Here is a 24,231-nt window from a genome sequence, read left to right on the forward strand (position 1 = left end):
ATGATACACCCCGGATCAGGACAGGCCCAGCAGTCTCTCTGCATTTCCGCTTGCTATCTTCGCTACTTCTTCAGGAGGCAGTGGAATGTTTTCCAGCAGTTGTTTTCCTGCTTCATTTGTGCTGAAAGGATAATCTACGGAAAACATAACATTATCGATACCAAAAGTTCCTAGTGCGGCCATCAGCGGAGGTAAAGTAAAAATACCACTGGTAGTAATGTGTACCTGATCGCGCAGGGTTTGACTGACGGTGCGCTGGTGATACCCGGTGTTGGTAACATTGAATTTTTCATCCAGCCGAGACATCATCATGGGGATCATTTCTCCCATATGACCAATGATGATCTTTAACCGGGGATACCGGTCTAATGTTCCGGTCATAATCAAACGTAGTACCTGTAGCGCTGTTTCAGCATGCCATCCCCAACCGCCGCATGAAAGCATCACACCTAGTGATCCCGGGAGATCGTTGTAATAGGCCTGGGCCACAGTTTCAGGTGGCATGCCGGGATGCAGGTAAAGGGGCATCTGTAATTGTTCCGCTTTTTGCAGTAGTGGCCTGAATTCCGGAAGGTCCAGGAACTTACCATTTGTAAGCCCGTTGATCAGGGCTCCACAGAAATGATGTTCCTCTTTTGCTCTTTCCAACTCGTTAGCCGCCGCCTCCGGAGAAGACATCGGTAAATGTGCGAATGCCTTAAACCGGGTAGGATGGGCGGCAATTCTTGCGGCAAGGATATCATTGTACCTGACGGCAAACTTCAGTGCTTCCTGAGGTGCTAAACTTTCTGCGCCCCTACCCACTACAGACAATACCTGCATATCAATACCATTGTCGTCCATTGATTTTAAACGAATGTCACTGATGTCAGCGAGTTTCTCCACTGCTTGCTGAGGCAAAGGCCACTGCTGTATCTCATGGGCAAATTCAGGTAAGGCAATGTGCTCTTCTAATGTTATAATACGCATAGCTGATTCAATTGAGTGAGCTACAAAAGTCCGGCTATCCAATATTTATACTATTGATCCTGATCAAATAATCATATTCCGGATTTTATTCTGTTAAGTGCCTCCTGGGTAATATTGAGATAATTGGCCACCAACTTATTAGGTAAACGGAGCACCATCGCGGGTTTTATTTCAGTAATTGATAGCGCTTTCGTGAGTTTAGTGTAATAAAATCTTCTAGTCTCCTGGTATTGGTGATATAGGCAAATTCAAGATGGCTCACTTCTTTGAGCGGTGTACCATCGATAAAAGATGTAAGGGAAGTAGAAAAGGAATTAAGAGGTTAAAACAGGAAAGCACCTTCTGCAAATTAGTTTCACTTAATTAAACCCTGTCTGTAATATATTTAGTCAGCTGTTCAGGACATAAAAAAAAGTCGCTAATCTACAGTCTTTCAAATAGTCGAGACGGTTTAAAGTACTCCAGATGGGAGTTTTTTGGAAAATATTGCCTCTTTTTATCTGAAATACATGGTATCATGATTACCATTACGGATGTTTAATATCTCCATTCATCCTGCCATTTCCTAAATTCGGAAGGGCGTACCATGTACCTGGCAAAATTACCTTCATGTAACGATAGTAGTTCTGTTTCCACTACTTCGATTAACCTATCTCTATCTACCTCTGGTAGGCCTTTGGCCTGATCCTGCAGAAATGGCTCTACTTGGGGTCTGGGCATCGCCTCGGATATTATTTTCCGAATGATGGACCGGATTTGGTCCCGATATTTAAGTCGGAATGGATCAGGTTCACCCAGTGATTGTCTGAGTACAGAGTATTGTGCTGCAGAACGTTCATAAGCCCAAAGGAAGACGTCTTTCAGTAATTCAATTCTATTTAGTTCATAAACACCGATCAGGCCTTTTGTATACAATTCATTCGGTACATCAATAAAGGATAAAGGAGCCAGGTTGTGTTTATTCAGTGAAATGTTAGACGCTAATCTAGATACTCTTTTATTCACATCATCGAAAGGCTGCAAATAAGGTATATGCACCATGATGAAAAATGCTTGTTCAAAAGGATTCTTGATTTGAGACGCTTTATCAAGCATCAGATCGAACATTTCTTCGATGAGCTGAGGAACGGCAAGTGGAGTATATACACTGTTCTGGATACCTACTGGGATATGCCTTAATCTCCCTGATGCAGCAGGATTAGGTAAAAGATTGTTGGACAGCAGTGAATGAAGGTTTAGCAGGGTATACCTGTTAAATCCAATTTCATCTGCTAATTGTACAATGAATTCAATAGCATCCTTGTGATTCAGGATCATTTGAGCTTCTTTTGCGGACTTGTTGTCTGCTACATGTCCGGAAGAAATCAGTCGTTCAGTGTCCAGGAGGGAATAGGTATTGCCTTCCAGACGGCTGGAGTTCCAGGATAAGTCTATCAATAACCTGTTCAGGATTTCTTTTGCATAGGTGCCCGCTGGTTCATTTAATCTGGCCGTATTACCTAATGCAGCTAATTTTTCTAATTCTGACAGAGACAGATAATTACTAATATTAGGTTGATAGTTTTCCAGAAAGCTGCGGTTGTATCCTACTGGCCGGCGTTTTTGAATAGGGCTTTGAACGATTGTAAGAATCTTCTGAGAAGCATCGGATAATAGAGCATCCGGGAAATTGGTACTATTTTCTAATTTATTTTTATTGGTGAGATGATAGCGAAGGCCACGGGTTTTGCCTGTTGTGGTTATAAGGCCAGAAATGCGCAAATCATTCAGTCTTCTTTGCAGCGTACGTGTGTTTAATTTTAACCTACTTCGCGCAATGATTTCCTCAATGGATGCACCATTTGGAAACTGTTCCAGGGTATTTAACAATAGATCATTTGTGGTATGGCTGTTTTGGGTCATATGGCTATTCCGACATTTGGGTGTAAATTACGACATTTTTTTGTCGTAATGTTGCTTATTCCGACAAGTGAAGTTATTAAGTGGGAAATAATCAATTAGTTTAGCTTAATTTATAAATCATTACAAATTGATTCTAAATTACTAGAATGTTTGTGAGATAAAGAACCCGAAAAGAATTTATATTTACCTGATTAGATTGTTAAAATTCATATGGCAGAAAAATTAGATCTCTCCACCCTCGAATCCTGGTTATGGGATTCCGCGAATATTCTGCGTGGAAGTATTGATAGCTCAGATTTCAAAAATTATATTTTCGGATTGCTCTTTCTTAAGCGTGTAAATGACGTTTTTGAGGAAGAAGTGGAGTCAATAATGAAAACAGAAAAGGTATCTCGCGCACAAGCGGAAAGCGATACTTTTTTCAAGTTGCCAGATGTTGCTCGCTGGGAGTATTTAAAATCTATTACTGAAAATGTGGGTATAGCTCTGGATAAAGCGTTTGCAGCAATAGAAGAAAGTAATGCAAAGTTACGTATAGATGGCGTGCTTACTGCTACTAAATTTGGTGACAAGGAAAAGCTCAGCGACCCCACATTGATGCGATTGTTGCGCCATTTTAACGAACACTCTCTGCGTAATGAAGACCTGTATACGCCTGATCTCTTGGGAGACGCGTACGAATATCTCATAAAGCAATTTGCTGATGATGCCGGAAAGAAAGGAGGAGAATTCTATACACCTAGAGGGGTAGTGAAACTACTGGTTCAGTTGGTAAAGCCACAGCCAGGGAATAAAGTGTATGACCCTACCTGTGGATCTGGAGGTATGTTGATTGAAGCCGCCAGATATATTGCTGAGCAGCCCGGTGGTCTTGTTGGGAAGAATATTAATGTCTCTTTATTTGGTCAGGAAAAGAATTTAGGTACCTGGGCGATTGCAAAACTTAATATGCTACTGCACAACTATGTTGAAGCAAACCTTGAAAAGGGGGATACCCTTATAGAGCCTAAACATCAGCAGAATGGGGAATTGATGTTGTTTGACAGGGTAATTGCAAACCCTCCTTTTTCACAGGATAAATGGTGGACAATTGCAGAGGCGAATATCCCAAAGAAGGTGGGAAAAGATGGTAAGGAGAAGGAAGTAGCTTTGAATTATAATAAAGTAGTGGTAGATAAGTATGGTCGTTTTCAATATGGTATTCCTCCGCGAGGATATGCGGATTTGGCGTTTTTGCAGCATATGTTGTCAGTGTTGAAGCAGGATGGGAAGATGGCAGTAGTATTACCCCATGGAACATTGTTTAGAGGAGGAACAGAAGGGGAAATACGTCGGAAATTAATTGAAGGAGATTTGATAGAAGGGATAATAGGCTTACCAAGCGCTTTGTTTTACAATACCGGAATACCTGCTTCTGTATGGATATTATCAAAATGTAAGCCTCATGAGTTCGCTAAGAAGGTAATTGTAATTGATGCCAGTGGTGATTTTGAAGAAGGGAAAAATCAAAATGAGCTTGGAGATAGACAAATCGAACGAATTGTAAATTCGTATAGTAGTTCATGTGACATAGATAAGTATATGCGGATAATTCCAGTAGCGGAATTAAATGAGAATAACTATAATGTTAATATATCCCGCTATTTTGATAGTAGTGAAAAAGTAGAAGAATTTGACCTATTCCAAATTCAGATGGAATTGAAGGCTATAGCAGAAAGGGAGGTGAAAATAGATGCCAAGCTAAGTTCCCTTTTGGAAAAATTGGGCATATAGTTGTCTGTAGAGAATTAATAAGTAGGAAGTACAATATAAACGTCGAATGAAAATAATTGAAGATAAATATCAATCCACTTTAGATCCCACAAATTCGTGGCTTAAAGTGAGGCAGGGAGATATTGCAACATTTTACAATGGACGTGCCTATAAATTGTCAGAATGGGAGAGTTCAGGAATACCTGTTGTCAGATTACAGAATCTTACAGGCACCGGTAATAAATATTATTATTCAAATTTAAAATTGCCAGAACATCAATATTGTTATCCAGGAGATTTATTGTATATGTGGTCCGCAACTTTAGGACCTTTTTTGTGGAAGGGGGAAAAAGCCATTTACCATTATCATATATGGAAAGTGGTGGTAGATTCTTCACGGGTGGATAAATTGTTTTTTTTCTATTTACTAGATGAGAATACCAATAAGCTAATGAGGCAGTCACATGGATCGACTATGCTCCATGTGACTAAAAGTGAAATGGAGAATCAGATGATTAGCCTGCCCTCTTTGTTGGAACAACAGAAAATAGCCGAAGCATTGAATTGTGTTGATGAAAAAATTGAGTTAATCAAATCCCAAATAACTCAGACCACGCTCCTGAAGAAAGGCCTTATGCAGGGGCTCTTTACTAAAGGAATTGGGCATACGAAGTTCAAATCATCAGCTTATGGAGAAATTCCAGAAAGTTGGGAAGTGAGTTGTATTGGCAAATTAGCAATAATAAATCCGCGAAAAATTGTAATGGGAGATTCCGACGATGTTTCCTTTGTTGGAATGGTGGATGTTTCGGAGGATGCAAAGCTGATTACCTATAACGCGAAAAAGTATAGTGAAGTAAACAAGGGATTCACCTGCTTTAAAGATGATGATGTTATTCTGGCAAAAATAACTCCTTGCTTTGAAAATGGTAAAGGCGCCCTTATTGAAGGGCTTATTAATGGAGTAGGTTTTGGAAGTACAGAATTTCATGTTATTCGAGTAGGTGATAAGGTATTGAAGGAATTTATATATTACCACACAATAAGCACCGAATTTCGTCTGAAAGGCGAGCGTAATATGACTGGTAGTGCTGGGCAGAGAAGGGTTCCCAGGCAATTCGTAGAGAACTATCCGATTGGCTTGCCTCCTATACATGAGCAAAGAAAAATAGTTGAAATATTAGGTACTGTCGATGAGAAGTTAGCTATTTTAAAAGAAAAGAAAGGAAAAACAGAGTTGCTCAAACGTGGTCTCATGCAACAACTCCTCACCGGCAAAATCCGCGTCAAAGTAGATGAAGAAGTCCCAATAAGCTAACAAATCAATTACCGTCCATCTAAACCCGATTCCATGAGTAACTCCCCTGAATTCCACTATAGCGAACTACCTGCCATAGAACTACTGCAGACATTAGGCTATCACCTGATGTCTGCAGCGGAAATAAAAGAGGAAATGAATTCCACCAATCTCCTCTTAATAAATAGACTAAAAGCAGCACTACAAAGAATTAATCCTGATCTTGATGAGCTTAATATTTCCAAAGCTGTAGATGCAATAAGCAGTATTACTGGCAGTTCGCTTATGGATGCTAATCAGAAAAGTTGGGAATTAATCAGCCGGGCTGAGCTGACCCTCCCACAAGTGATCAATGGGAAGGAGGAGTATGTAGGAGTCAGATATATTGATTATGCACCGGAGAATATAGGGTTGAATGAGTTTATAGTGGTGAGCCAGATGAAGTTCACTGGTAAAGCCCGTAATTCAGTACCGGACCTTGTATTATATGTAAACGGTATTCCGCTGGCAGTGATTGAATGCAAGTCCCCTAATACTAAAGATGCTTGGGATAACGGTTATAATGACCTTATTTTTTACCAGAAAAACTCTGAGAGATTGTTTTATTATAATCAGATTTGCGCCGCTATCTGGAAAGTAGGTGGAAAGTATGGTGCAATTAATTCTCCCCAGGCATTCTATTCCAATTACAAGTCGAAAGATACAACAGTGTTGAATGCATTGGTCGGGAGGGAAACCACTGCACAGGACACGCTACTGTATTATCTTTTCGAACCGGCTCTTTTTCTTGATATCATCCGGCATTTTGTATTATTTGAATTGGAGGAAGGAAGAGTGGTAAAGAAGCTCCCGCGGTATCAGCAAATCAGGTCGGTAAACAAAGCAATAGAAAAACTACAACGGGAAGATAAGGGTGGGGTGATATGGCATACACAGGGTAGTGGAAAGAGTATAACAATGGTATACTTAACCCGTAAGCTCCAGGCGCCTGAGTACGGATTTAATAATCCTACGGTATTGATCATGACAGATCGTAATGATCTGGATACCCAGATTACCGGAACATTCCGGGCGGTAGGGTATAAAAATGTGATGCAGGCAACTTCGGTGAAGAACCTGGACAGATTACTCAGAAATGACTATGGAGGGATTATTACGACTACCATCCAGAAGTTCCAGGAGAATGAAGAGCAGGCGAAAGAAGAAGATAAAATCTCAGAACAAGAGGATGGTAATCGCTTTAAGACGGAGCGTCATATCAAAGATGGAGTTTTGACAAAGGTGACAAAAAGTAACATTGATGGCAAATGGATAGAAATAGGTAGAGAAGAAGTCGTTTTACAGGAACTAAGTGAGAAAGAGAATTTATATGTAATGGTAGACGAAGCGCATAGAAGCCAATATGGATTTTTGGCGGCTTTTATGCGAACAGTGATGCCTAAAGCTAAATTTATAGCCTTCACCGGTACCCCAATTTCCAAAGACGACAAATCCACATTGGCAGAGTTTTATGGCAATGATTACCTGGATGTATATACGCTGATGGAAAGCAAGGAAGACGGTGCCACAGTTGACCTGTTATACGATCAGGGTATTGCGTTGTTGGAGGTGAGGAAAAAAGAACTTGATGAGGAGTTTGACAAACAATTTGGTCACCTGGATGAAGATAAAAGGGAAAAACTGAAGCGAGAGGCGTTAAATAAATACGAATTATCTACAGAAAGGATTACGGCGATTTGTAAGCATTTGGTGGATCACTATCGGGGGAAAATATACCCTGATGGCCATAAAGCAATGATCGTATGTGATGGAAGGGAGGCCGCGGTGAAGTATCAAAGAATCATGTTACAGCTAAAAAATGAAGGATATCATGACTTTGAATCGAAGCTTATCATCAGCATGGGTAACGCCAAAAGTGATGAAATTGCGGCGGATTATTACGAAATAGTAGATTGGAATAAAAAGCATCCATTAGATCTCAAGGAAAATATTTATACAGATCCGGATGCAGTAAAACAGGTTACAGATAATTATAAGCTTCCATTTGGGAATGAAAATGTTACAGAGAAAAGTGGTAAGAAAAAGTATGACAATACCGCTTTTTTGATTGTATCGGATATGCTATTGACAGGATTTGATGCCCCAATAGCTTCGTGTATGTATTTGGATAAGCCATTGAAGGAACATACCCTGCTTCAGGCAATTGCAAGGGTTAATCGCGCCCGAAATGGTAAGCTGGCTGGTTATATCGTAGATTATTATGGCATTACGGATTATTTGGTCCAGGCTATTGAAATCTATGGAGGCGACGTTAAGCCGGATGAGATACTTAAGAATTTGAGTGAGGAAATTCCCTGGCTGGAAATGCATCATACAAAATTGGTAGAATTTTTTAAACCCACGGGTATTGATCGGTTCTACGAGCGGGATACCTATATTGATAAAGCCATTCAGTTTATTGAGCCTCTGGATCGTCGGGATACATTTAAGGAATTGCTGAAAAAATTTAACAAGAGTATTGCCATTTTATTGCCGAAGGTAGCAGCAATGAAGTTCAAGAAGGATTTCGATCTGTTCAATGAAATTCGGTTACAAGCCAGAAATACCTATAGGGACGATGATGGATTGGGGATTAGCAAGGATGAAAGTAAAATGTTACAGGATTTAATAGATGCTCATTTGATCGCTTCGGGAGTAAATCATTTGCTGGAGGAGCCCGTATCAATCTTGGACAAGGATAAATTTCAACTGGAATTGAAGAACGCTTCTATGGGTACCAGGGAATTAAAGATCAGGAATAATCTGAAGCATGAAATTAAGGTGGGGATGGATCGAAATCCTGCTTTCTTTAAGCCATTGGCGGATAGGTTGGAGGAGTTACTAAAACAGCGGGAAACACAGCGTATTACCCAGTTGGATTTGCTGAAAGCCTATGAAGATATTCAAGATAGCATTGCCAATGAAAAGAAGGACAGCAGAGATCATGGTTTCTTCTCCTCTATGGAGGTGGCAGTTTATAGTTTGATAAAACTTCACTATGATGGTCAATCTTCATCCGTAACCCGCAGGATTTTTGATGTAGTTGCTGGAGAGCTTAAAATAGTTGATTGGGAAATAAAATCAACTGTTCAGGATGATATGGAGAAGAAGATTGCCGTAATTTTGCGTGAGAAATTTGATCGGAGCGAAGCTAAAGATAAAGCTGCCGTGATTGTGAATCTTCTCATAAAAAACAAAGATGCCTAAAGCACAATACGGGAATACCACCATTTATTATTCACTTGAGGAGGCGCCAGGCTTGGAAAGGCACTATCTTTCTGTTGACAATAAGAAGGGGGTCGTTCTCAAAGGAAAGAACATCGGTGAGATTGAATCTGCAAAATTAATTGTTCAAAAAGGAAAATGGATTACCGAAAAACTGGAAGTAGTAAGTATAAACAAACAGGATGTCATAGTAACGGGCTCTCGAATGCCATATTTGGGGAAAACATTTTACGTTGAGGTAGTTTATAGTGAATCGGTAGTAAAGCCCATCTTGACTTTTACCTATGCTAAGTTTCTTATTTATATACATCCAGAAGGGGATGTACAAGCTGATATTTTAAAAGCATTTGATGAATTTTACAAGATTAAAGCAAGAGAAAAAATACTTCCTCGTTTATCTGCTCTTTGCCGCAGAACATTGTTGATCTATGAAACAGTACAGTTTAGAAAAATGACATCAAGATGGGGAAGCTGTTCTCATAAGAATAATCTGACTATCAACTTTGATATTGTGAAGTTGCCTTTTGCATTAATAGATTACATATTGATTCATGAACTTTGTCATACTAAGGTGAAAAATCATTCTAATGTATTTTGGAGAGAAGTAAGAAAATATCTGCCAGACTATAAAACATTAGATCACAAACTATCCAATTGGAAATTTTTATAATTGTTTAACCAGCATCACTGTTTCCTATGGGAATGACTTTAAATGACGCCATTATAACTTCTCTTGAGGAAATTAAGACGCCTGCTACTTACATGCAGGTTTATAAGAGGATTAAGGATAATAATTATTATGATTTTAAGGATGCCAAAACACCAGCGTCCACAGTTTCTGCTTTGCTTGGAAATTTTATCCGCAATCGGGATTCCAGGGTAAAAAGAATTCCGCAGAAAGGTGGAAACTACACTTATTTCCTTGCGAAGTATGAAAGTGACATTAGCATGGAAGCATTAGCCGCTGTAGATAATATGGAAGAAGTTACTTCCTCTCCTGTTACAGCCGGCATCCAGGGATTTGAAGAAAGAAGTCTACATAAACTACTAAGTAGCTTTCTTAATTCTACGCGAGTATATGCAAAGACTATTTTTCATGAACAATCAAACTCAAAGGATAATCACCAGAAATGGATACATCCTGATATGATTGGGATAAGGTTTCTGAATTTGCATACGCAAACAAGCCTGGCATTTTTGAAAGCAATTAACAGGCTCGGCACCTTTGAGCTGATGGCATATGAAATAAAAAAAGAAATTAAAACAGATTACGAACTTAAAAAGTGCTTTTTTCAGGCAGTGTCTAATTCAAGTTGGGCTAACTATGGTTACCTCGTTACATTTGAATTGAGTGATGCCCTGATGGATGAAGTTAAACGTTTGAATCAGGCTTTTGGGATCGGGATAATCCGCTTAGGCAGCAATCCTTTTGAGAGTGAAATAGTGCTTCCCGCTCAGTATAAGGAGCTTGATTTTATTACCATTGATAAGCTTTGTAAGATCAATCCTGATTTTGAGCGCTTCGTGGAGCAAGTAGAAAAATATATTACAGCAGATGCCAGGTATATTTCCGCGTTGGATAAAGAGCTGATTAACTTCTGTGATCCTTTCTTTATATCTGAAACAGAATCTACAGCATATTGTAAGGAAAAGAATATACCGTTGGATAAACCTTTTGATGAGAATATATCGGGCAACTAGTTGTTGCTAATTGCCTGCTCTGAAACATATCAAGGGATATGTAACCTGATTCCCGAAACTTCAGGACATAAAAAAACCGTCGCTAAGCTATTGTCTTTCAAATAGTCGCGACGGTTTAAAGTACCCCAGATGGGAGTTGAACCCACACTCGCATTGCTGCGAACGGGATTTTAAGTCCCGCGTGTCTACCAATTCCACCACCAGGGTTTGTAGGGAATAATCGAGCGGAAGACCGGGCTCGAACCGGCCACCCCGACCTTGGCAAGGTCGTGCTCTACCAAATGAGCTACTTCCGCTGATGTTTTAAATATAAGAACTTTTTCAACGTTTTCAGCACTGTGCTTTTTTCGTTGGGATTGCAAAGATAGCAATCTTTTTGAAGTTGCAAAATTTTTTTAGCGCTGAGACAAAATATTTTATGTATTTCAGAATTTTTAACTGCAACTAAGGGTTCTGTTCATAGATGTATTTTACCATGCCCATTAACTCTTTTCCTTTACCATAGCAGGTTTCCTTGGAGGGTAGTCCGCTGGGCTGGTATTCGTACTGCCAGATGGTGTAGGAAGACGTTTGTGCGTTCACGGTTGTCATCTTAGCCACCTGTCCCTGGGTATTGTATTCAAAGATATAGTCCGGCAACATACGTTTCTTCGCAGGCTGATAACGGTATACATCTGTCAACCGGCCGTTTTTATCGTAGTTGTAGTAGGTGCGTTTGGAGGGGGTACCTTTCTTTTGTTCCAGTTCTTCTGTAACATGACCGGCGCTGTCGGTCTTGAAGGTGACGAGGGCTGAATCGGTATTGGTACTTTTTTTCTGGATCATCTGATGCAGATGGCCGGAAGCATCATAGGTGTAGCTACGGCTTTCATCAAAACGTATTTTGCTGGCGAGGGCTATGGAGTTGCTGCTGACAGATACTAACCGTCCCTGCGCATCATAGCGGTAAAGGGTGGTAGTGATACTGGCGCTGGAGCTATCCACGGTTTTGGTCAGTTGTCCTTTGGAAGAGAAGGAGGATGTCATAGACGAATAACCGGTGGCGCTGGACTGTGTCTGTGATTTCATCTGCTGATAGGTAGGCGTCAGGCTGCGTTCACAACGGAAGTCACGATCTATTTCCATATTGGCGTCAAGGGTCATCACCCGCTGGGTTTTCACCTTATGGGTTTTAAGCATGGCCAGCGTGGCGTTGGTCTGCTCTGTATTGTAGATGTCCTGAAAATAATATTGTGTATAGGCTTTAGTGCTCAATGCCAGCACACCTAGTGCCAATAGGATCGTTTTCTTCATGAATGTAAAAATCGATGATTTTTAATGGTGACAATTTCGACAAATGTAAAACGCAAAATTCATATTAAAATTTTTTTACCCTATAACAGACATAATGATTATTATTTATCTTGGCCCCCGAATTTCACCTGTCAACCTGCTAAATCGCTTTGAAAACACAACCCTTACGTAAAGATAACCACTGTCTTAATTGCGGCAGTGAGGTCCCTGAACGTTTCTGCTCCCGCTGTGGACAGGAAAATACTGTACAACACGAAACCTTTGGCCACCTGGTAGGACACTTTGTTGCTGACATATTTCACTACGACTCCCAGCTCCTGCTGACACTTAAATACCTGGCTACCCGCCCCGGCTTACTCTCTAAAGAATACTGGGCCGGCAGAAGAGTCATGTATGTCAATCCGATCAAACTATATGTCTTCGTGTCTTTTGTATTTTTCTTCTTTTTCTTCACCCTCGCCAATGGGCCTGATCATGAAAAAAATAGACATGCTGTCAATAGACAGGCAGAGATGGAATCATCAGGTCTGACTAATATCAACGTAAATGGTCTGGACTCGGAGTATAAAAGCGTTGCGGAATATGATTCTATACAGGCTGCCCTGCCCGAAAATAAACGCAATACCGGCATGGATGGCCGCATGCAGCGTGGTATGGCAAAACTCAGGGAAAACAAAAAGGAAGCAAAGGAAGTGTTGAAAGAGATGTTTAGCCATAACCTGCCAAAGGTGATGTTCATCCTGCTGCCGCTGTTTGCACTGCTGATGAAATGGAGCCACCGCAGGAGTAAAATGGTTTACGCAGACCATGCTATCTTCACTATTCATTTTCATTCATTTTTATTCATCATTCTTTTTGTGGGCCTGGTGCTGCGGTATTTTTTCCGGAGTCAGACACCGCTGGACCTGGCATACTGGGGCGCCTTCGGATACCTGGTGCTCGGCCTTAGAAACGCTTATAAGCAGTCATTCTGGAAGTCCTTTATAAAAGCAAGCTTGCTGTCTATTACCTATCTGTTCGTCTGTGTAACTGTGTTTGTGCTGTTTGTAGTGGGAGTCCTGTCATTCTATTGATAAAGTGAAAAATCAAAATATTACCTTATTTCTTTAACTTTAGTGATGCAACCGGAATTTATCATCATACACCCCCAGGTGGCGCCCCATGTAGCCCACATCCAGTTAAACAGGCCTAAAGAACTGAATGCCCTCAATCTCCAGCTGATGGGAGAGTTGCGCGATGCGCTCAAACTCCTCGATGCCGACGACCAGGTAAGGGTCATCGTGATCAGCGGTAATGAAAAAGCTTTCGCCGCAGGCGCTGATATCAAACAGATGGCCGAGAAATCAGCCATGGATATGTACAACACTGACCAGTTCAGTACCTGGGATACCATCAAAAAAACGAAGAAGCCCATCATCGCAGCTGTCAGTGGCTTTGCCCTCGGCGGTGGCTGCGAACTGATGATGCTCTGTGATATGGTGGTAGCCAGTGAAACAGCCCGTTTCGGTCAGCCGGAAATCAAACTGGGCGTGATGCCCGGAGCTGGCGGCACGCAACGCCTTACCCGTGCAGTCGGAAAAGCCCTTGCCATGGAAATGGTGCTCACCGGCCGTTTTATTACCGCCCAGGAAGCCCTCCAGGCCGGCCTGATCAATCGTATCGTACCGGTGGAACTATTCCTCCAGGAAGCAATCAAACTGGCCCAGGAAATAGCAACCATGGCACCACTGGCAGTGAAAATGGCTAAAGAGGCCGTCCTCAAAGCCTTTGATACTACCCTCGATGAAGGCCTCCATTTCGAAAGGAAAAACTTCTACCTCCTCTTCGCTTCGGAAGACCAGAAAGAAGGTATGCAGGCCTTTATGGAAAAAAGAACTCCCAGCTTCAAAGGAAAATAATGCAAACATTATAACAGTAATACTGAAAAACCATTAAACATTTTTATTATTTGATTTGTTAACCGGAGACATTGGCTATCAAACATGTTTAATAGCAGCCGTATGGCAGGGTAGTGGTACTTGCCGGCTTTTGTAAACCCTTTACTATGAAGATTAAAAATTTAACCATGACTTTAAAGTTATTGCCTGTAGCGGCTATGCTGACAGGCATATGCATTGTTGCCTGCAACGGGCCCGCACAGGAGGTCAGGGCTATCGTACTGGCGGATGATGTTTCACCACCACCGATCGATACCATGATCGTCAATGGAGATACTATCCAGGCCGACCATATCGCCTCCTGGAATGCCTTTGAAAAATACAACGGGCGCTATGCTGTCGAAGTTGCCCTGCTGGACAGAGAACCACTGAAGTCCCGCTTGGAAACGCTCCTGGGCAAATCCCGTAAGGTCTTTATGGAACGGTTTAAAATAACCCCACCCATCGAAGTGGAAAACAAGATACTATTCAACGAAGGTTATATGCCTTCCGGCTCCGGCTCAGACGAAGCCGCCATCGCCATAGATATGGAACGGGACATCATCTACATCGGTTTCTCCGTCAATAAAAAACGCATGCTCTTCAGCGAAAAAAAGGATACTGATTATCCGGAGAAATTCCTGCAATGGCTGAACCGGAACGCTGATGCATTTTGATATTGCTGGATATGATGAGTGGAAGAAAAAATATTAAATGATAAAAGAGAATCCCCCATTGATATTAAACCAATGGGGGATTCTCTTTTATCATTTAAAACTGATCTCTGCTTTTATCTCCGCACATCATATCCAGCAATATCAAAATGCATTAGCGGTCGAATTTGTTTTTTAACGCTGCCAGCTTAGCCTGGAAATCATTCAGCGGGGCTTCTTTGTTTTCTTTGCCACGGCTGTTATCTCTGTTTCCTTTACCGGCATTACCGGCAGGGGTGTCTCTGCGTTCTTTGCGCGGACCTTGCTGCTGGCTGCTGCCGCCTTTCTCCTGATCTTTCATGGAGAGGGAAATACGCTTGCGGGCGATATCTACTTCCAGTACGGTTACCTGAACTTTCTGGTTCAGCTTCACAGCCTCATTCGGGTTGCTGATGAATTTATTGGACATATGAGAGATATGTACCAGACCATCCTGTTTTACGCCGATATCTACGAAAGCGCCAAATGCGGTGATATTGGTTACTACGCCGGGCAGTACCATACCGGATTTGAGGTCTTCAATTTTGTGGATACCTTCTGCATATTCGAAGATAGCGATTTCATCGCGTGGGTCGCGACTAGGTTTAGCCAGCTCTTTCAGGATATCTTCAATCGTGAGCATACCGGCATCTTCCCGTATAAAATCTTTAGGATTGATCTTTTTACGCAGGTCCTCCTGGCCAATCAGTTCCTGTATGCTACAGTTTTGTTTGGCAGCCATTTCTTCCACGAGTTTGTAGCGTTCAGGGTGTACGGCGGAGTTATCGAGCGGGTTGTCACCGTTTTCAATGCGAAGGAAGCCTGCGCACTGTTCAAAGGCTTTATCGCCGAGGCGGTGTACTTTCTTCAGCTGCGTACGGTTGCTGAAGGCGCCGTTTTCCTTGCGGTATTTTACGATATTTTCTGCGAGAGAAGGGCCAAGGCCGGAAACATATGCCAGCAGGTGTTTGGAGGCGGTGTTGAGGTTTACACCTACGTTGTTTACGCAGCTAACTACTACACGGTCCAGGCTCTGCTTCAGGGATGACTGGTTTACGTCGTGCTGATACTGTCCTACACCGATGGATTTAGGATCGATTTTTACCAGTTCTGCCAGCGGATCAATCAGCCTGCGGCCGATAGATACAGCACCACGAACGGTAACATCCTGGTCAGGGAACTCTTCACGGGCTACTTCGGAAGCGGAGTATACAGAGGCGCCGCTTTCATTCACCATAAACACATTGATCTTTTTGCCGAAGTCGATTTTTTTGACAAACTCTTCAGTTTCACGGCCGGCAGTACCATTACCTACGGCAATGGCAGCGGTATCATAACGGTCTGCCCATTTTTTCAGCAGGGCTTCCGCATCATCTTTTTTATAATTTTTCTCCAGCGGGAAAATCACGTCGTGGTCCAGCATGTTACCCTGGTTGTCAAGTGCTACCACTTTACAGCCGGTACGGTAACCCGGGTCGATGGCGATTACAGCCTTAGGTCCCAGTGGTGCTGCCAGCAACAGCTGACGCAGGTTTTCAGCAAACACGTCAATCGCTTCACCGTCAGCTTTATCTTTGGCTACGGATCTGAATTCATTTTCCAGAGAAGGGCGCAGCAGACGTTTGTAGGCGTCGGCGCCAGCTTTGGCTACCTGCTCGGAAGCAGCACCTCTGCCGGTAACAAACTGTTTGTCGATAATGCCCATCGCTTCTTCCTCTTCAGGTGCAATGGTGCTGAACAATATACCTTCAGACTCTGCACGCAGAATGGCCAGCACACGGTGTGACGGCACTTCGCGGAGGTCTTCTGTAAACTCAAAATAATCCTTGTATTTGTTGCCTTCCTCTTCTTTGCCTTCTGCTACTTTGGAGGTCAGCTTGCCGGTATGGGTAAATAATTTACGCAGTTTGTCACGGCATTCCGCATTTTCATTGATCCATTCTGCAATGATGTCGCGGGCGCCTTTCAGGGCTTCTTCGGAAGTGGCTACCAGCTCAGTGATAAAGGTCTCTGCAGCACTGATATCGCCATCCTGCTGGTCAAACAGCAGCTTGGCCAGCGGCTCCAGCCCTTTCTCAATAGCAATGGTCGCACGGGTTTTGCGCTTGGGTTTGTAGGGAAGATAAATGTCTTCCAGCTCTGCCAGCACCCAGGTGGATTCCAGCTTCTCCAGCAGCTCAGGGGTCATTTTCTCCTGCTCCGTAATGGTTTTGATGATAAACTCACGACGGTCGTCCACTTCCTTGTAACGCTTCTGAAGGTCTTCAATGCGACCAATCTGTACTTCATCCAGACTTCCCGTCACTTCCTTACGGTAACGGCTGATAAATGGTACCGTGGAGCCTTCGGCCAACAGGTTCATTGTATTCTCTGCCTGTTTGGCGGATATACTCAGTTCGGATGAAATAAGCGTAATGTGTTTCGGATTCATATCAATACATTTTGGGATTTTCTTATGTTGATGCCTGATTATTTGCCCTTACTGAAAACCGGCAGGAAACCAATTATCAAATATTAAAATCGCTGAATTTTTACAGCTCGCAAATGTAATTAAAAAGCCATTTAAACAGAAAGCTATTTTACCCCCTTTAAGCTACCCTTTTCAAAATGCCCAAATGACAAAATCTCTGTGTATTTTTACGGTTATGGAAAAGACAGCTACATTCAACAGATTGTTACAGATCATGGACGATTTAAGGGAAAAATGTCCCTGGGACCGCAAACAAACCATCCAGACACTGCGGCAACTGACCATTGAAGAAACCTATGAGCTGGCAGATGCCATCACAGATGAAGACTGGAAGTCCATCCGCGAAGAACTGGGCGATATCCTCCTGCATATCGTCTTCTACGCTAAAATAGCTTCTGAAAAACAACAATTCGATATCAACGATGTGATCAACGGCGTATGTGATAAACTGATCGCCAGACACCCGCATATTTATGGAGATGTGAAAGTGGAAGATGAAGAACAGGTAAAACAAAACTGGGAAAAACTAAAACTGAAGGAAGGTAAAAAATCCGTCCTCAGCGGAGTCCCCGTTTCACTGCCTGCCCTGGTAAAAGCCATGCGCCTCCAGGAAAAAGCCAAACAAACAGGCTTCGAATGGGACAATACCACCCAGGTATGGGATAAGGTAAAAGAAGAAGTAGGAGAACTCGAAGAAGTGGTCAACACCGGCAACCAGGACGAAATGGAAGCCGAATTCGGTGATGTACTTTTCTCCCTGGTCAACTATTCCCGCTTCATCAACATCGACGCGGAAAATGCCCTGGAACGTACCAACAAAAAATTCCAGCGCCGCTTCCAGCAAATGGAAGCCCTCGCCCTCGAACAGGGCCGCCACCTCAATGATATGAATCTAACGGAAATGGATACACTCTGGAATAAGGTGAAAGCCATGGAAATTTAATTTAGCCCCAGGGCTGAAGCCCTGAGCTATAATAGATTCCAGCCATGGTTTTGGAAAACTAGTCCAAGGGCACAAAACAGGGCTTCAGTTTTCGCTCCATACACAAAACGAAGGCTTCAGCTTTCGCTCAGTGCACAAAACAAGAAAAACCAGGGCTCCAACCTCCGTCCAAAAACAAAAAAGAGACTTCAGCTTATAGCTCAGCACCTAAAGCTCCTAAGCCTCCGTCTAAAACATAAAACAAATATAGCCCAGGGCTTCAGCCCTGGGACAAATAAATTTCGTTTTGATTGATATAAAAGAAATACGTCTTTTTTTCCTCCGGCATGGCTATCTCCTGATTATAGCGGCATGGCTGTTTACTTTTGCGTTTCTGTTCAGTAACTACTGGGCTTACTATTCTTCTCCGCAGGGTGTGAAGAGAAGTATCGAGAAAAGTCTGCAGAAAAGGGAGCAATCATTCGATAGGCTCCTGCAGGATACTACTATGATCAGCAGCCTTTTTCAGCGTACCTATGATGAAAAGACACTGGACAAACTGAGGCAGCGCGATTATGAAGTCTTCGCCTATGACTCCAGTGCACAGGGTTCCTGGCTTACTTTCTGGAGTACCAGCCAGGTAGAGCCTGAAGATCTTCATGATGTGCTCAAGCCTGGTACGCAGTTCCTGAAACTGAAAAACGGCTACTACGAAGTCATTACCCGCCAGCTGAAAACCTCCGGCAATCACCAGCATTTTATTGTGGCTACGATCCCTGTGCGCATGGAATACGCTATCCGCAACAGTTTCCTCATCAGTCACTTTTACAACAAGTCAGAGCTGGGGCCGGAATATTCCATCCATATGGATCTTCCTGGCCTTATACTGCCCGACCATACCATCCTCCCGGTCAAAAGCAGTAATGATCAGACTTTGTTTTTCCTTGACTACAATAAAAGTATCCGTGCTCAGCCTCCTAATACACTCAGCGTGTTGTTACGGGTATTGGGATGCATCTGTGTGCTGATTTTCTTTAACCTCTTTGCTACGTTGCTGGCTAAAACCACCAATCCGCTGTATGGGTTTGTGTTTCTTTTCCTGATGGTGTTTGGGTTGCGTGTGCTGAGTTACGCTTATCCTTTCCCGTTCAATCTGCGGGCACTCAATATCTTTGATCCGGCCATCTATGCGAAAGATGAAATCTTTTATTCGCTGGGTGACCTTTTACTCAACGTACTGCTCACATTCTGGATGATCGTGTTTTTCCGGGAACACGTGAAAACCATCAACCTGCCGGTTATCCGTAAACGCTGGCTGCAAAGCATTGTTATCATCTTTGCCAGTCTTCTGTTGTACATGGTGGAGCAGTTTCTGGCAGATCTTATCCAGAGCCTAGTGATAGACTCCAGGATATCTTTTGATGTCACCAATCCTTTCAGTCTCACAGAATACAGTCTGATCGGGTTTATCGTACTGGGTTTTATCTCCTTCAGCTTTTTATTTTTCTCTCAGATCATCAACTATCTGCTTAATGAGCTGACCAATTTCCAGTACCGGACCAAATACATCTGGCTGGCCGCCATCGGTATTATCTGGCAGCTGTGGCGTATGCATAGCCCTGAGTTGCCTTTCGCGGTAGGGATGGTCATCTGGCTCCTGTTATACATTGTGCTGCTCGATTTCCTGGCAGACAGATTTGAAAGCAGTATGGCCACAGTGCCTTTCCTCTTCTGGCTGTTCCTGCTCACAATCACCACCTCCGGTGCCCTGGTGTATTTTAATGACCAGAAAGAGCTGGCTGTCCGTGAAAAACTGGCTGCCGACCTCTCCAAGCAGCGGGATCCATACCTGGAAATGCTGCTCAATGATGTAGGTAAAAAAATTGAAAACGACGAATACATGCAGTATTTCTTCCTGGATAAAGGACATAAGCAGTCCAAATCCAGGATGGAGGAAGTGTTGTTACAAAATTATTTCCAGGGTTACCTGAGCCGCTTTGATGTATCGTTTTATCCTTTTGATGAAAACGGACAACCCATCTATTCCGGTGATACTACCAGTCTCACTTCGTTCCACCGCCGGATGTTCTATGAATCGGAAGTCTCACCTTCGGATGCCAATACCAATGATCTTTATTATTACGAGCCCAGTTTCAATGATTACAACTATATCGGTAAAAAGGAATTCCACAATCCGCTGGACCATTCCGGTACCGGCGTATTGATATATGTGGTGAAGCCCAAAACCTTCAGCACTGAGAGGTTATACCCCGAGCTGCTGGTGGAAGGTGATTTGTACGACCATAACAGGGAATCTTCGGGCAACTACTCATATGCCATCTATGACAAGGGGATACTGGTCAGTCATTATAGTGATTATCCGTTCCCTATCCGCCTGTATCCGGGGGATGTGCCTCCCGGGGAACTGACTATCAGGGATGTAAACGGGCATTCTGAAATGATATACAGAGCTTCTCCCGAAAAGGTGGTGATTGTGGTGAAACAGAGCCGCACCTTTGTAGAGTTCATCACACTGTTTGCGTATATGTTCTGTCTCTTCCTGTTGATCATTGTGGTATACAAGGCTTTCGATCTGCTGATCAAGGCAAGGATGAGGCTCAGCAATGTCAAGGCGCTGATCAATATCAGTATCCGCAAAAAAGTACATGGTACGATCATCTTTGTAGTGGTGTTTTCATTTGTGATATTGGGTATTACGACTACCATGTTCTTTATCTGGCGTTCAGAGGCGCAGAACAGGGAGAAACTGAGCAAGACGATGGGAGAGGTGGCTACTGATGTGGAAACGATTTTCCTCAATCAGCGGGATATGGACGAGATAGATAACATGTATGATCCGGTGTTTAAGGAGAAGTTGACCTCCGCCCTGGGTAATATCGCCAATGAGCGGGCACTCGATATCAATGTATACGATGCTGATGGTAACCTGCGGCTTACCACCCAGCCGCTGATGACGGAGAAAGGGCTGATCTCCGGTAAAATGGAGCCACTGGCCTATTACGAGATATCCCGGCAGCAGCACATTCAGTTTATCCAGACAGAAAAGATAGGCAGTATGCCTTTCCTGTCTGGTTATATGCCGCTCCGCAATCGTTCCGGCGATGTGATGGCCTACCTCAATGTGCCTTATTTTGCCACACAAACGGAACGTAACCAGCAGATTTCCAACTTCCTTGTGGCATTGATCAATTTCAACGCGTTTATCTTCCTCATTGCAGGTATGGTAGCGTTGCTGATCACCAATTCTATTACCCGGTCTTTCTCTCTGGTAACGGAAAAGCTGCGGCACGTGAACCTCGGACAGCGTAATGATGAGATAGAATGGGATAAAGATGATGAGATTGGTGCGCTGGTAAAAGAATACAATAAGATGGTTCGTAAACTGGAGGTGAGTGCGGCCAGGCTGGCCAAGAGCGAACGTGAAGGAGCCTGGAGGGAGATGGCCCGGCAGGTGGCCCACGAAATCAAAAACCCGCTGACACCCATGAAGCTCAGTATCCAGTACCTGCAGCGGGCTATCGCCAGTGATTCACCCAATGTGAAAGACCTGTCTACCAATGTGGCCCGTACGCTGGTGGAACAGATTGAGCACCTGTCCAATATCGCGTCAGACTTTTCTGCCTTTGCCCGCATTGGAGAATCCAATAATGAAGTGGTGTTGCTTAATGAAGTGTTGTCTTCCCTCTCCAGTCTGTATCAGACGCAGGAAGACTGTGATATCGAATATATAGAGCCGGGACGCCCGTTGTATATATTTGCCGACAAAACACAGATGAACCGGCTGTTTACCAACCTGTTGCTCAATGCCATCCAGGCTATTCCGGAAGAAACCACCGGGCATATCGTCATACGCCTGCAGGAAACGGCAGACCGCTATGTAATTGTCAGTGTGGCCGATAATGGGGGAGGGATCTCACCGGAAGTGCAGTCCAGGATCTTTGTGCCCAATTTTACCACCAAGTCATCTGGTACCGGGCTGGGGCTGGCGATGTGTAAAAATATTGCTGAACAGACAAGAGGGGAGATCTGGTTTGAAACAAAGCTCAACGAAGGCACTACTTTTTATGTGAAACTACCCCTTTATCAGGAGTAGGGATATTTTTTGTCATATGCCCCATTGATAGGAACCGTATCAATGGGGCATTGATTTGCAGGGAAATCTGACATTAATCCACTTATTCAATACCAGACATAAAAAAGCCGTCTCCGGGAAGGAGACGGCTTTTAAAAATATCTTTTCATTTAGCTATTGCTGTGGAAGCTTTCTTTGATTTCTTCCAGCAATTTGCTTTCAATCATTTGTTGTGCCAGCAGGATCATGTTTTGAAAGGCGAGGCCCTTGGAGATACCATGACCAATAATCACCGGTTTGGATACGCCCAGTACGGGAGTTCCGCCGTATGATTCTGAGTCAAACTGTTTCAGATAGTCATCCTGGATATTGCGTCTAACGGAAATATCATAGAACGATTCAGCCAGCTTCAGTACGATGTTGCCGGTGAAGCCTTCACAGACCATTACATCCGCTTTTCCAGAGAAGAGATCTCTTCCTTCGATGTTGCCAATGAAGTTGATGAGTTTGTTTTCTTTTAACAGCGGGTAAGTTGCCTGGGCAAGGAGGTTACCTTTGCCTTCTTCTTCGCCGATATTCAGCAATCCTACTTTCGGATTATCAATCTTCAGTATGTGCTTGGAATAGAGGGAGCCGAGGATGGCAAATTGTACCAGGTTTTCAGGTTTGCAGTCGGCATTGATACCTACGTCCAGTAGTAATCCTTGTGAACCGTTTTCACGGGGGACCAGAGTAGAAATAGTAGGACGTTGCACACCGTCTATGGCTTTAATGGAATAAAAGGTGCCTACCATCATGGCGCCGGTGTTACCTGCGCTGATAAAAGCATCTATTTTCTCATTTTTCAGTAAATGAAAGCCGATAGAGATGGATGAGTGTGGCTTCTCTTTCAGTGCCCTGGTAGGGTGTTCATCCATCCCAATTACTTGGGATGAATGAACAACTGAATATTTTGATTGGTCCAACTGTGCATCCGCTAATAAAGGGGCCAGTTGTGACTCGTCCCCTATTAGCACCAGATGCGCATCAGATGCAACGGCGTCTAAATATAATTTTACTCCTTTTACTGCTTCTGCGGGGGCGAAGTCGCCACCCATCATATCAAGCCCGATTCTCATGTAACTCAAGTTTGTCTTGTTAGCTCGGGTAAAATTAGTAAAATTTATTATTTAGCGCTGCTCTGTTTTTCCAATACTACTTTTCCTTTGTAGTACAGTTTGTTTTCTACCCAATGAGCACGGTGTCTCAGGTGCACTTCTCCGGTTGCGCTGTCTGTGCTTAATGTATCCGCTACCGCCTTATAATGCGTTCTTCTCTTTGCTGATCTTTGCTGAGAATGTCTGCGTTTAGGATTTGGCATTTTATTTAATTTTTAATTGTCCTTAAATTTATCCAACCCTTTCCAGATTGGGTTATCTTTTTCTTTAGCCTGCTGGTTCATACGTTCCAGCATTTCAATCACTTTGGGATCACATCCGCTTTTGCCATCGGCAGTATTGGGATGTATGCGTTGCATCGGAATGCTCAGCAGAATGAACTCATAAATCCAATCCGCCACATGAAGGTGGCTCTCTGTCTTGGAAATATAAGATACATCCGGGTCAGCATCTTCGCTGGCTAGCTCATCAGGATTGTCCACCAGTTTCACAATCTGGTTAAAATCATCCCATAGCTGCAGCTCAAAGGGCTCTCCGCAACGGTCACAGGTCACTGTTACCGTGCCTCCAATCTCAAACTTCAGCAAAAAGAAGTTAGTCTTCTTATCCAGCGTCAGATTTACTGTCGCCTTACAATTGCTGAAATCTCTCTCCCCTTCATAATGCTCAAAGAAACTTTCTCCGATCTCATAGTGAAATGAATGCACCCCTGGTTTTAATCCAACAAAGGCTATATCAAATTCGCGGAGTGGTTTCATATCAATATCAATGTCCTCACTTTTAGAGGGATGCAAAGGTAATTA

General features: G+C 43.2%; 17 protein-coding genes and 2 tRNA genes. 10 read left to right on the plus strand and 9 right to left on the minus strand.

All coding sequences use genetic code 11. From position 1 onward, the window contains the following. Window positions 1–15: 15 nt before the first annotated feature. Together DF182_RS21655 and DF182_RS21660 are read right to left on the minus strand one after the other, a co-directional pair. Entirely contained in the window at window positions 16–969 is a 954-nt protein-coding gene (locus DF182_RS21655; protein WP_113617887.1) for an amidohydrolase family protein, read from the minus strand. Window positions 970–1,506: 537 nt separating this feature from the next. Continuing rightward, a complete protein-coding gene (locus DF182_RS21660) occupies window positions 1,507–2,871 on the minus strand; it encodes a Fic family protein (protein WP_113617888.1) in 1,365 nt (454 codons plus the stop codon). A gap of 210 nt (window positions 2,872–3,081) precedes the next feature. Between DF182_RS21660 and DF182_RS21665 the strand changes: the two genes are divergently transcribed. Genes DF182_RS21665 through DF182_RS21685 form a run of 5 tightly spaced genes read left to right on the plus strand, consistent with a single transcriptional unit; the run spans window position 3,082 to window position 10,885 of the window. After that, entirely contained in the window at window positions 3,082–4,644 is a 1,563-nt protein-coding gene (locus DF182_RS21665) for a type I restriction-modification system subunit M (protein ID WP_113617889.1), read from the plus strand. 46 nt (window positions 4,645–4,690) lie between these two features. Continuing rightward, entirely contained in the window at window positions 4,691–5,941 is a 1,251-nt protein-coding gene (locus tag DF182_RS21670) for a restriction endonuclease subunit S (RefSeq protein WP_113617890.1), read from the plus strand. 33 nt (window positions 5,942–5,974) lie between these two features. Continuing rightward, window positions 5,975–9,166 (plus strand): type I restriction endonuclease subunit R, encoded by a 3,192-nt coding sequence (locus DF182_RS21675; RefSeq protein ID WP_113617891.1) that lies wholly within the window; start codon window positions 5,975–5,977, stop codon window positions 9,164–9,166. After that, window positions 9,159–9,854, plus strand: a complete 696-nt coding sequence (locus DF182_RS21680) for a M48 family metallopeptidase (RefSeq protein WP_113617892.1) — start codon at window positions 9,159–9,161, stop codon at window positions 9,852–9,854. Before DF182_RS21675 ends, DF182_RS21680 begins: the two co-directional genes overlap by 8 nt. A 26-nt stretch (window positions 9,855–9,880) precedes the next feature. Then, window positions 9,881–10,885 (plus strand): hypothetical protein, encoded by a 1,005-nt coding sequence (locus tag DF182_RS21685; RefSeq protein WP_211327182.1) that lies wholly within the window; start codon window positions 9,881–9,883, stop codon window positions 10,883–10,885. A gap of 121 nt (window positions 10,886–11,006) precedes the next feature. Here the strand turns inward: DF182_RS21685 and DF182_RS21690 are convergent. From DF182_RS21690 to DF182_RS21700, 3 genes are all read right to left on the minus strand, one after another. Beyond that, window positions 11,007–11,092: transfer RNA gene (locus DF182_RS21690), tRNA-Leu, on the minus strand. Between the two features lie 16 nt (window positions 11,093–11,108). Then, window positions 11,109–11,181: transfer RNA gene (locus DF182_RS21695), tRNA-Gly, on the minus strand. A 148-nt stretch (window positions 11,182–11,329) separates the two neighbouring features. Then, on the minus strand, window positions 11,330–12,178 hold the full coding sequence (locus tag DF182_RS21700) for a hypothetical protein (protein ID WP_113617893.1): 849 nt from the start codon (window positions 12,176–12,178) through the stop codon (window positions 11,330–11,332). Between the two features lie 149 nt (window positions 12,179–12,327). On the opposite strand from DF182_RS21700, the gene DF182_RS21705 reads away from it, so the two are divergent. From DF182_RS21705 to DF182_RS21715, 3 genes are all read left to right on the plus strand, one after another. Beyond that, the gene (locus DF182_RS21705; RefSeq protein WP_161964212.1) at window positions 12,328–13,251 is read left to right on the plus strand and encodes a DUF3667 domain-containing protein; all 924 of its coding nucleotides are present in this window, start codon (window positions 12,328–12,330) and stop codon (window positions 13,249–13,251) included. 45 nt (window positions 13,252–13,296) lie between these two features. Next, complete coding sequence (locus DF182_RS21710) at window positions 13,297–14,076, plus strand: enoyl-CoA hydratase-related protein (protein ID WP_113617895.1); 780 nt, start codon at window positions 13,297–13,299, stop codon at window positions 14,074–14,076. Window positions 14,077–14,222: 146 nt separating this feature from the next. After that, window positions 14,223–14,771 carry a hypothetical protein gene (locus tag DF182_RS21715; protein ID WP_211327183.1) on the plus strand — a complete coding sequence of 183 codons (549 nt, stop codon included), beginning with the start codon at window positions 14,223–14,225 and terminating at the stop codon, window positions 14,769–14,771. A 151-nt stretch (window positions 14,772–14,922) separates the two neighbouring features. On the opposite strand, the gene DF182_RS21720 is transcribed toward DF182_RS21715, so the two are convergent. Then, window positions 14,923–17,217 carry a Tex family protein gene (locus DF182_RS21720; protein WP_113617897.1) on the minus strand — a complete coding sequence of 765 codons (2,295 nt, stop codon included), beginning with the start codon at window positions 17,215–17,217 and terminating at the stop codon, window positions 14,923–14,925. A gap of 214 nt (window positions 17,218–17,431) precedes the next feature. On the opposite strand from DF182_RS21720, the gene mazG reads away from it, so the two are divergent. Both mazG and DF182_RS21730 read left to right on the plus strand, forming a co-directional pair. Beyond that, window positions 17,432–18,199: a nucleoside triphosphate pyrophosphohydrolase gene (gene mazG, locus DF182_RS21725; protein WP_113617898.1), complete on the plus strand. Its 768-nt coding sequence runs from the start codon at window positions 17,432–17,434 to the stop codon at window positions 18,197–18,199. Between the two features lie 286 nt (window positions 18,200–18,485). Next, window positions 18,486–22,292, plus strand: coding sequence for a sensor histidine kinase (locus DF182_RS21730; RefSeq protein WP_113617899.1), 3,807 nt, complete (start codon window positions 18,486–18,488; stop codon window positions 22,290–22,292). A gap of 149 nt (window positions 22,293–22,441) precedes the next feature. Here DF182_RS21730 and plsX read toward each other — a convergent pair whose 3' ends face one another. Genes plsX through DF182_RS21745 form a run of 3 tightly spaced genes read right to left on the minus strand, consistent with a single transcriptional unit; the run spans window position 22,442 to window position 24,186 of the window. Then, window positions 22,442–23,389: a phosphate acyltransferase PlsX gene (gene plsX / locus DF182_RS21735; protein WP_113617900.1), complete on the minus strand. Its 948-nt coding sequence runs from the start codon at window positions 23,387–23,389 to the stop codon at window positions 22,442–22,444. Between the two features lie 47 nt (window positions 23,390–23,436). After that, entirely contained in the window at window positions 23,437–23,631 is a 195-nt protein-coding gene (rpmF, locus tag DF182_RS21740) for a 50S ribosomal protein L32 (RefSeq protein ID WP_106528459.1), read from the minus strand. A gap of 12 nt (window positions 23,632–23,643) precedes the next feature. After that, window positions 23,644–24,186: a YceD family protein gene (locus DF182_RS21745; protein ID WP_113617901.1), complete on the minus strand. Its 543-nt coding sequence runs from the start codon at window positions 24,184–24,186 to the stop codon at window positions 23,644–23,646. Window positions 24,187–24,231: the final 45 nt, after the last annotated feature.

Origin of the sequence: Chitinophaga flava (genome assembly GCF_003308995.1) — a bacterium.
Classification (GTDB): domain Bacteria; phylum Bacteroidota; class Bacteroidia; order Chitinophagales; family Chitinophagaceae; genus Chitinophaga; species Chitinophaga flava.

What these genes read in the sequence shown, in the direction of transcription:
- DF182_RS21655 (WP_113617887.1), bottom strand. Translation starts at nt 969, where the DNA reads ATGCGTATTATAACATTAGAAGAGCACATTGCCTTACCTGAATTTGCC.
- DF182_RS21660 (WP_113617888.1), bottom strand. Translation starts at nt 2,871, where the DNA reads ATGACCCAAAACAGCCATACCACAAATGATCTATTGTTAAATACCCTG.
- DF182_RS21665 (WP_113617889.1), top strand. Translation starts at nt 3,082, where the DNA reads ATGGCAGAAAAATTAGATCTCTCCACCCTCGAATCCTGGTTATGGGAT.
- DF182_RS21670 (WP_113617890.1), top strand. Translation starts at nt 4,691, where the DNA reads ATGAAAATAATTGAAGATAAATATCAATCCACTTTAGATCCCACAAAT.
- DF182_RS21675 (WP_113617891.1), top strand. Translation starts at nt 5,975, where the DNA reads ATGAGTAACTCCCCTGAATTCCACTATAGCGAACTACCTGCCATAGAA.
- DF182_RS21680 (WP_113617892.1), top strand. Translation starts at nt 9,159, where the DNA reads ATGCCTAAAGCACAATACGGGAATACCACCATTTATTATTCACTTGAG.
- DF182_RS21685 (WP_211327182.1), top strand. Translation starts at nt 9,881, where the DNA reads ATGGGAATGACTTTAAATGACGCCATTATAACTTCTCTTGAGGAAATT.
- DF182_RS21700 (WP_113617893.1), bottom strand. Translation starts at nt 12,178, where the DNA reads ATGAAGAAAACGATCCTATTGGCACTAGGTGTGCTGGCATTGAGCACT.
- DF182_RS21710 (WP_113617895.1), top strand. Translation starts at nt 13,297, where the DNA reads ATGCAACCGGAATTTATCATCATACACCCCCAGGTGGCGCCCCATGTA.
- DF182_RS21715 (WP_211327183.1), top strand. Translation starts at nt 14,223, where the DNA reads ATGAAGATTAAAAATTTAACCATGACTTTAAAGTTATTGCCTGTAGCG.
- DF182_RS21720 (WP_113617897.1), bottom strand. Translation starts at nt 17,217, where the DNA reads ATGAATCCGAAACACATTACGCTTATTTCATCCGAACTGAGTATATCC.
- mazG (WP_113617898.1), top strand. Translation starts at nt 17,432, where the DNA reads ATGGAAAAGACAGCTACATTCAACAGATTGTTACAGATCATGGACGAT.
- plsX (WP_113617900.1), bottom strand. Translation starts at nt 23,389, where the DNA reads ATGAGAATCGGGCTTGATATGATGGGTGGCGACTTCGCCCCCGCAGAA.
- rpmF (WP_106528459.1), bottom strand. Translation starts at nt 23,631, where the DNA reads ATGCCAAATCCTAAACGCAGACATTCTCAGCAAAGATCAGCAAAGAGA.
- DF182_RS21745 (WP_113617901.1), bottom strand. Translation starts at nt 24,186, where the DNA reads ATGAAACCACTCCGCGAATTTGATATAGCCTTTGTTGGATTAAAACCA.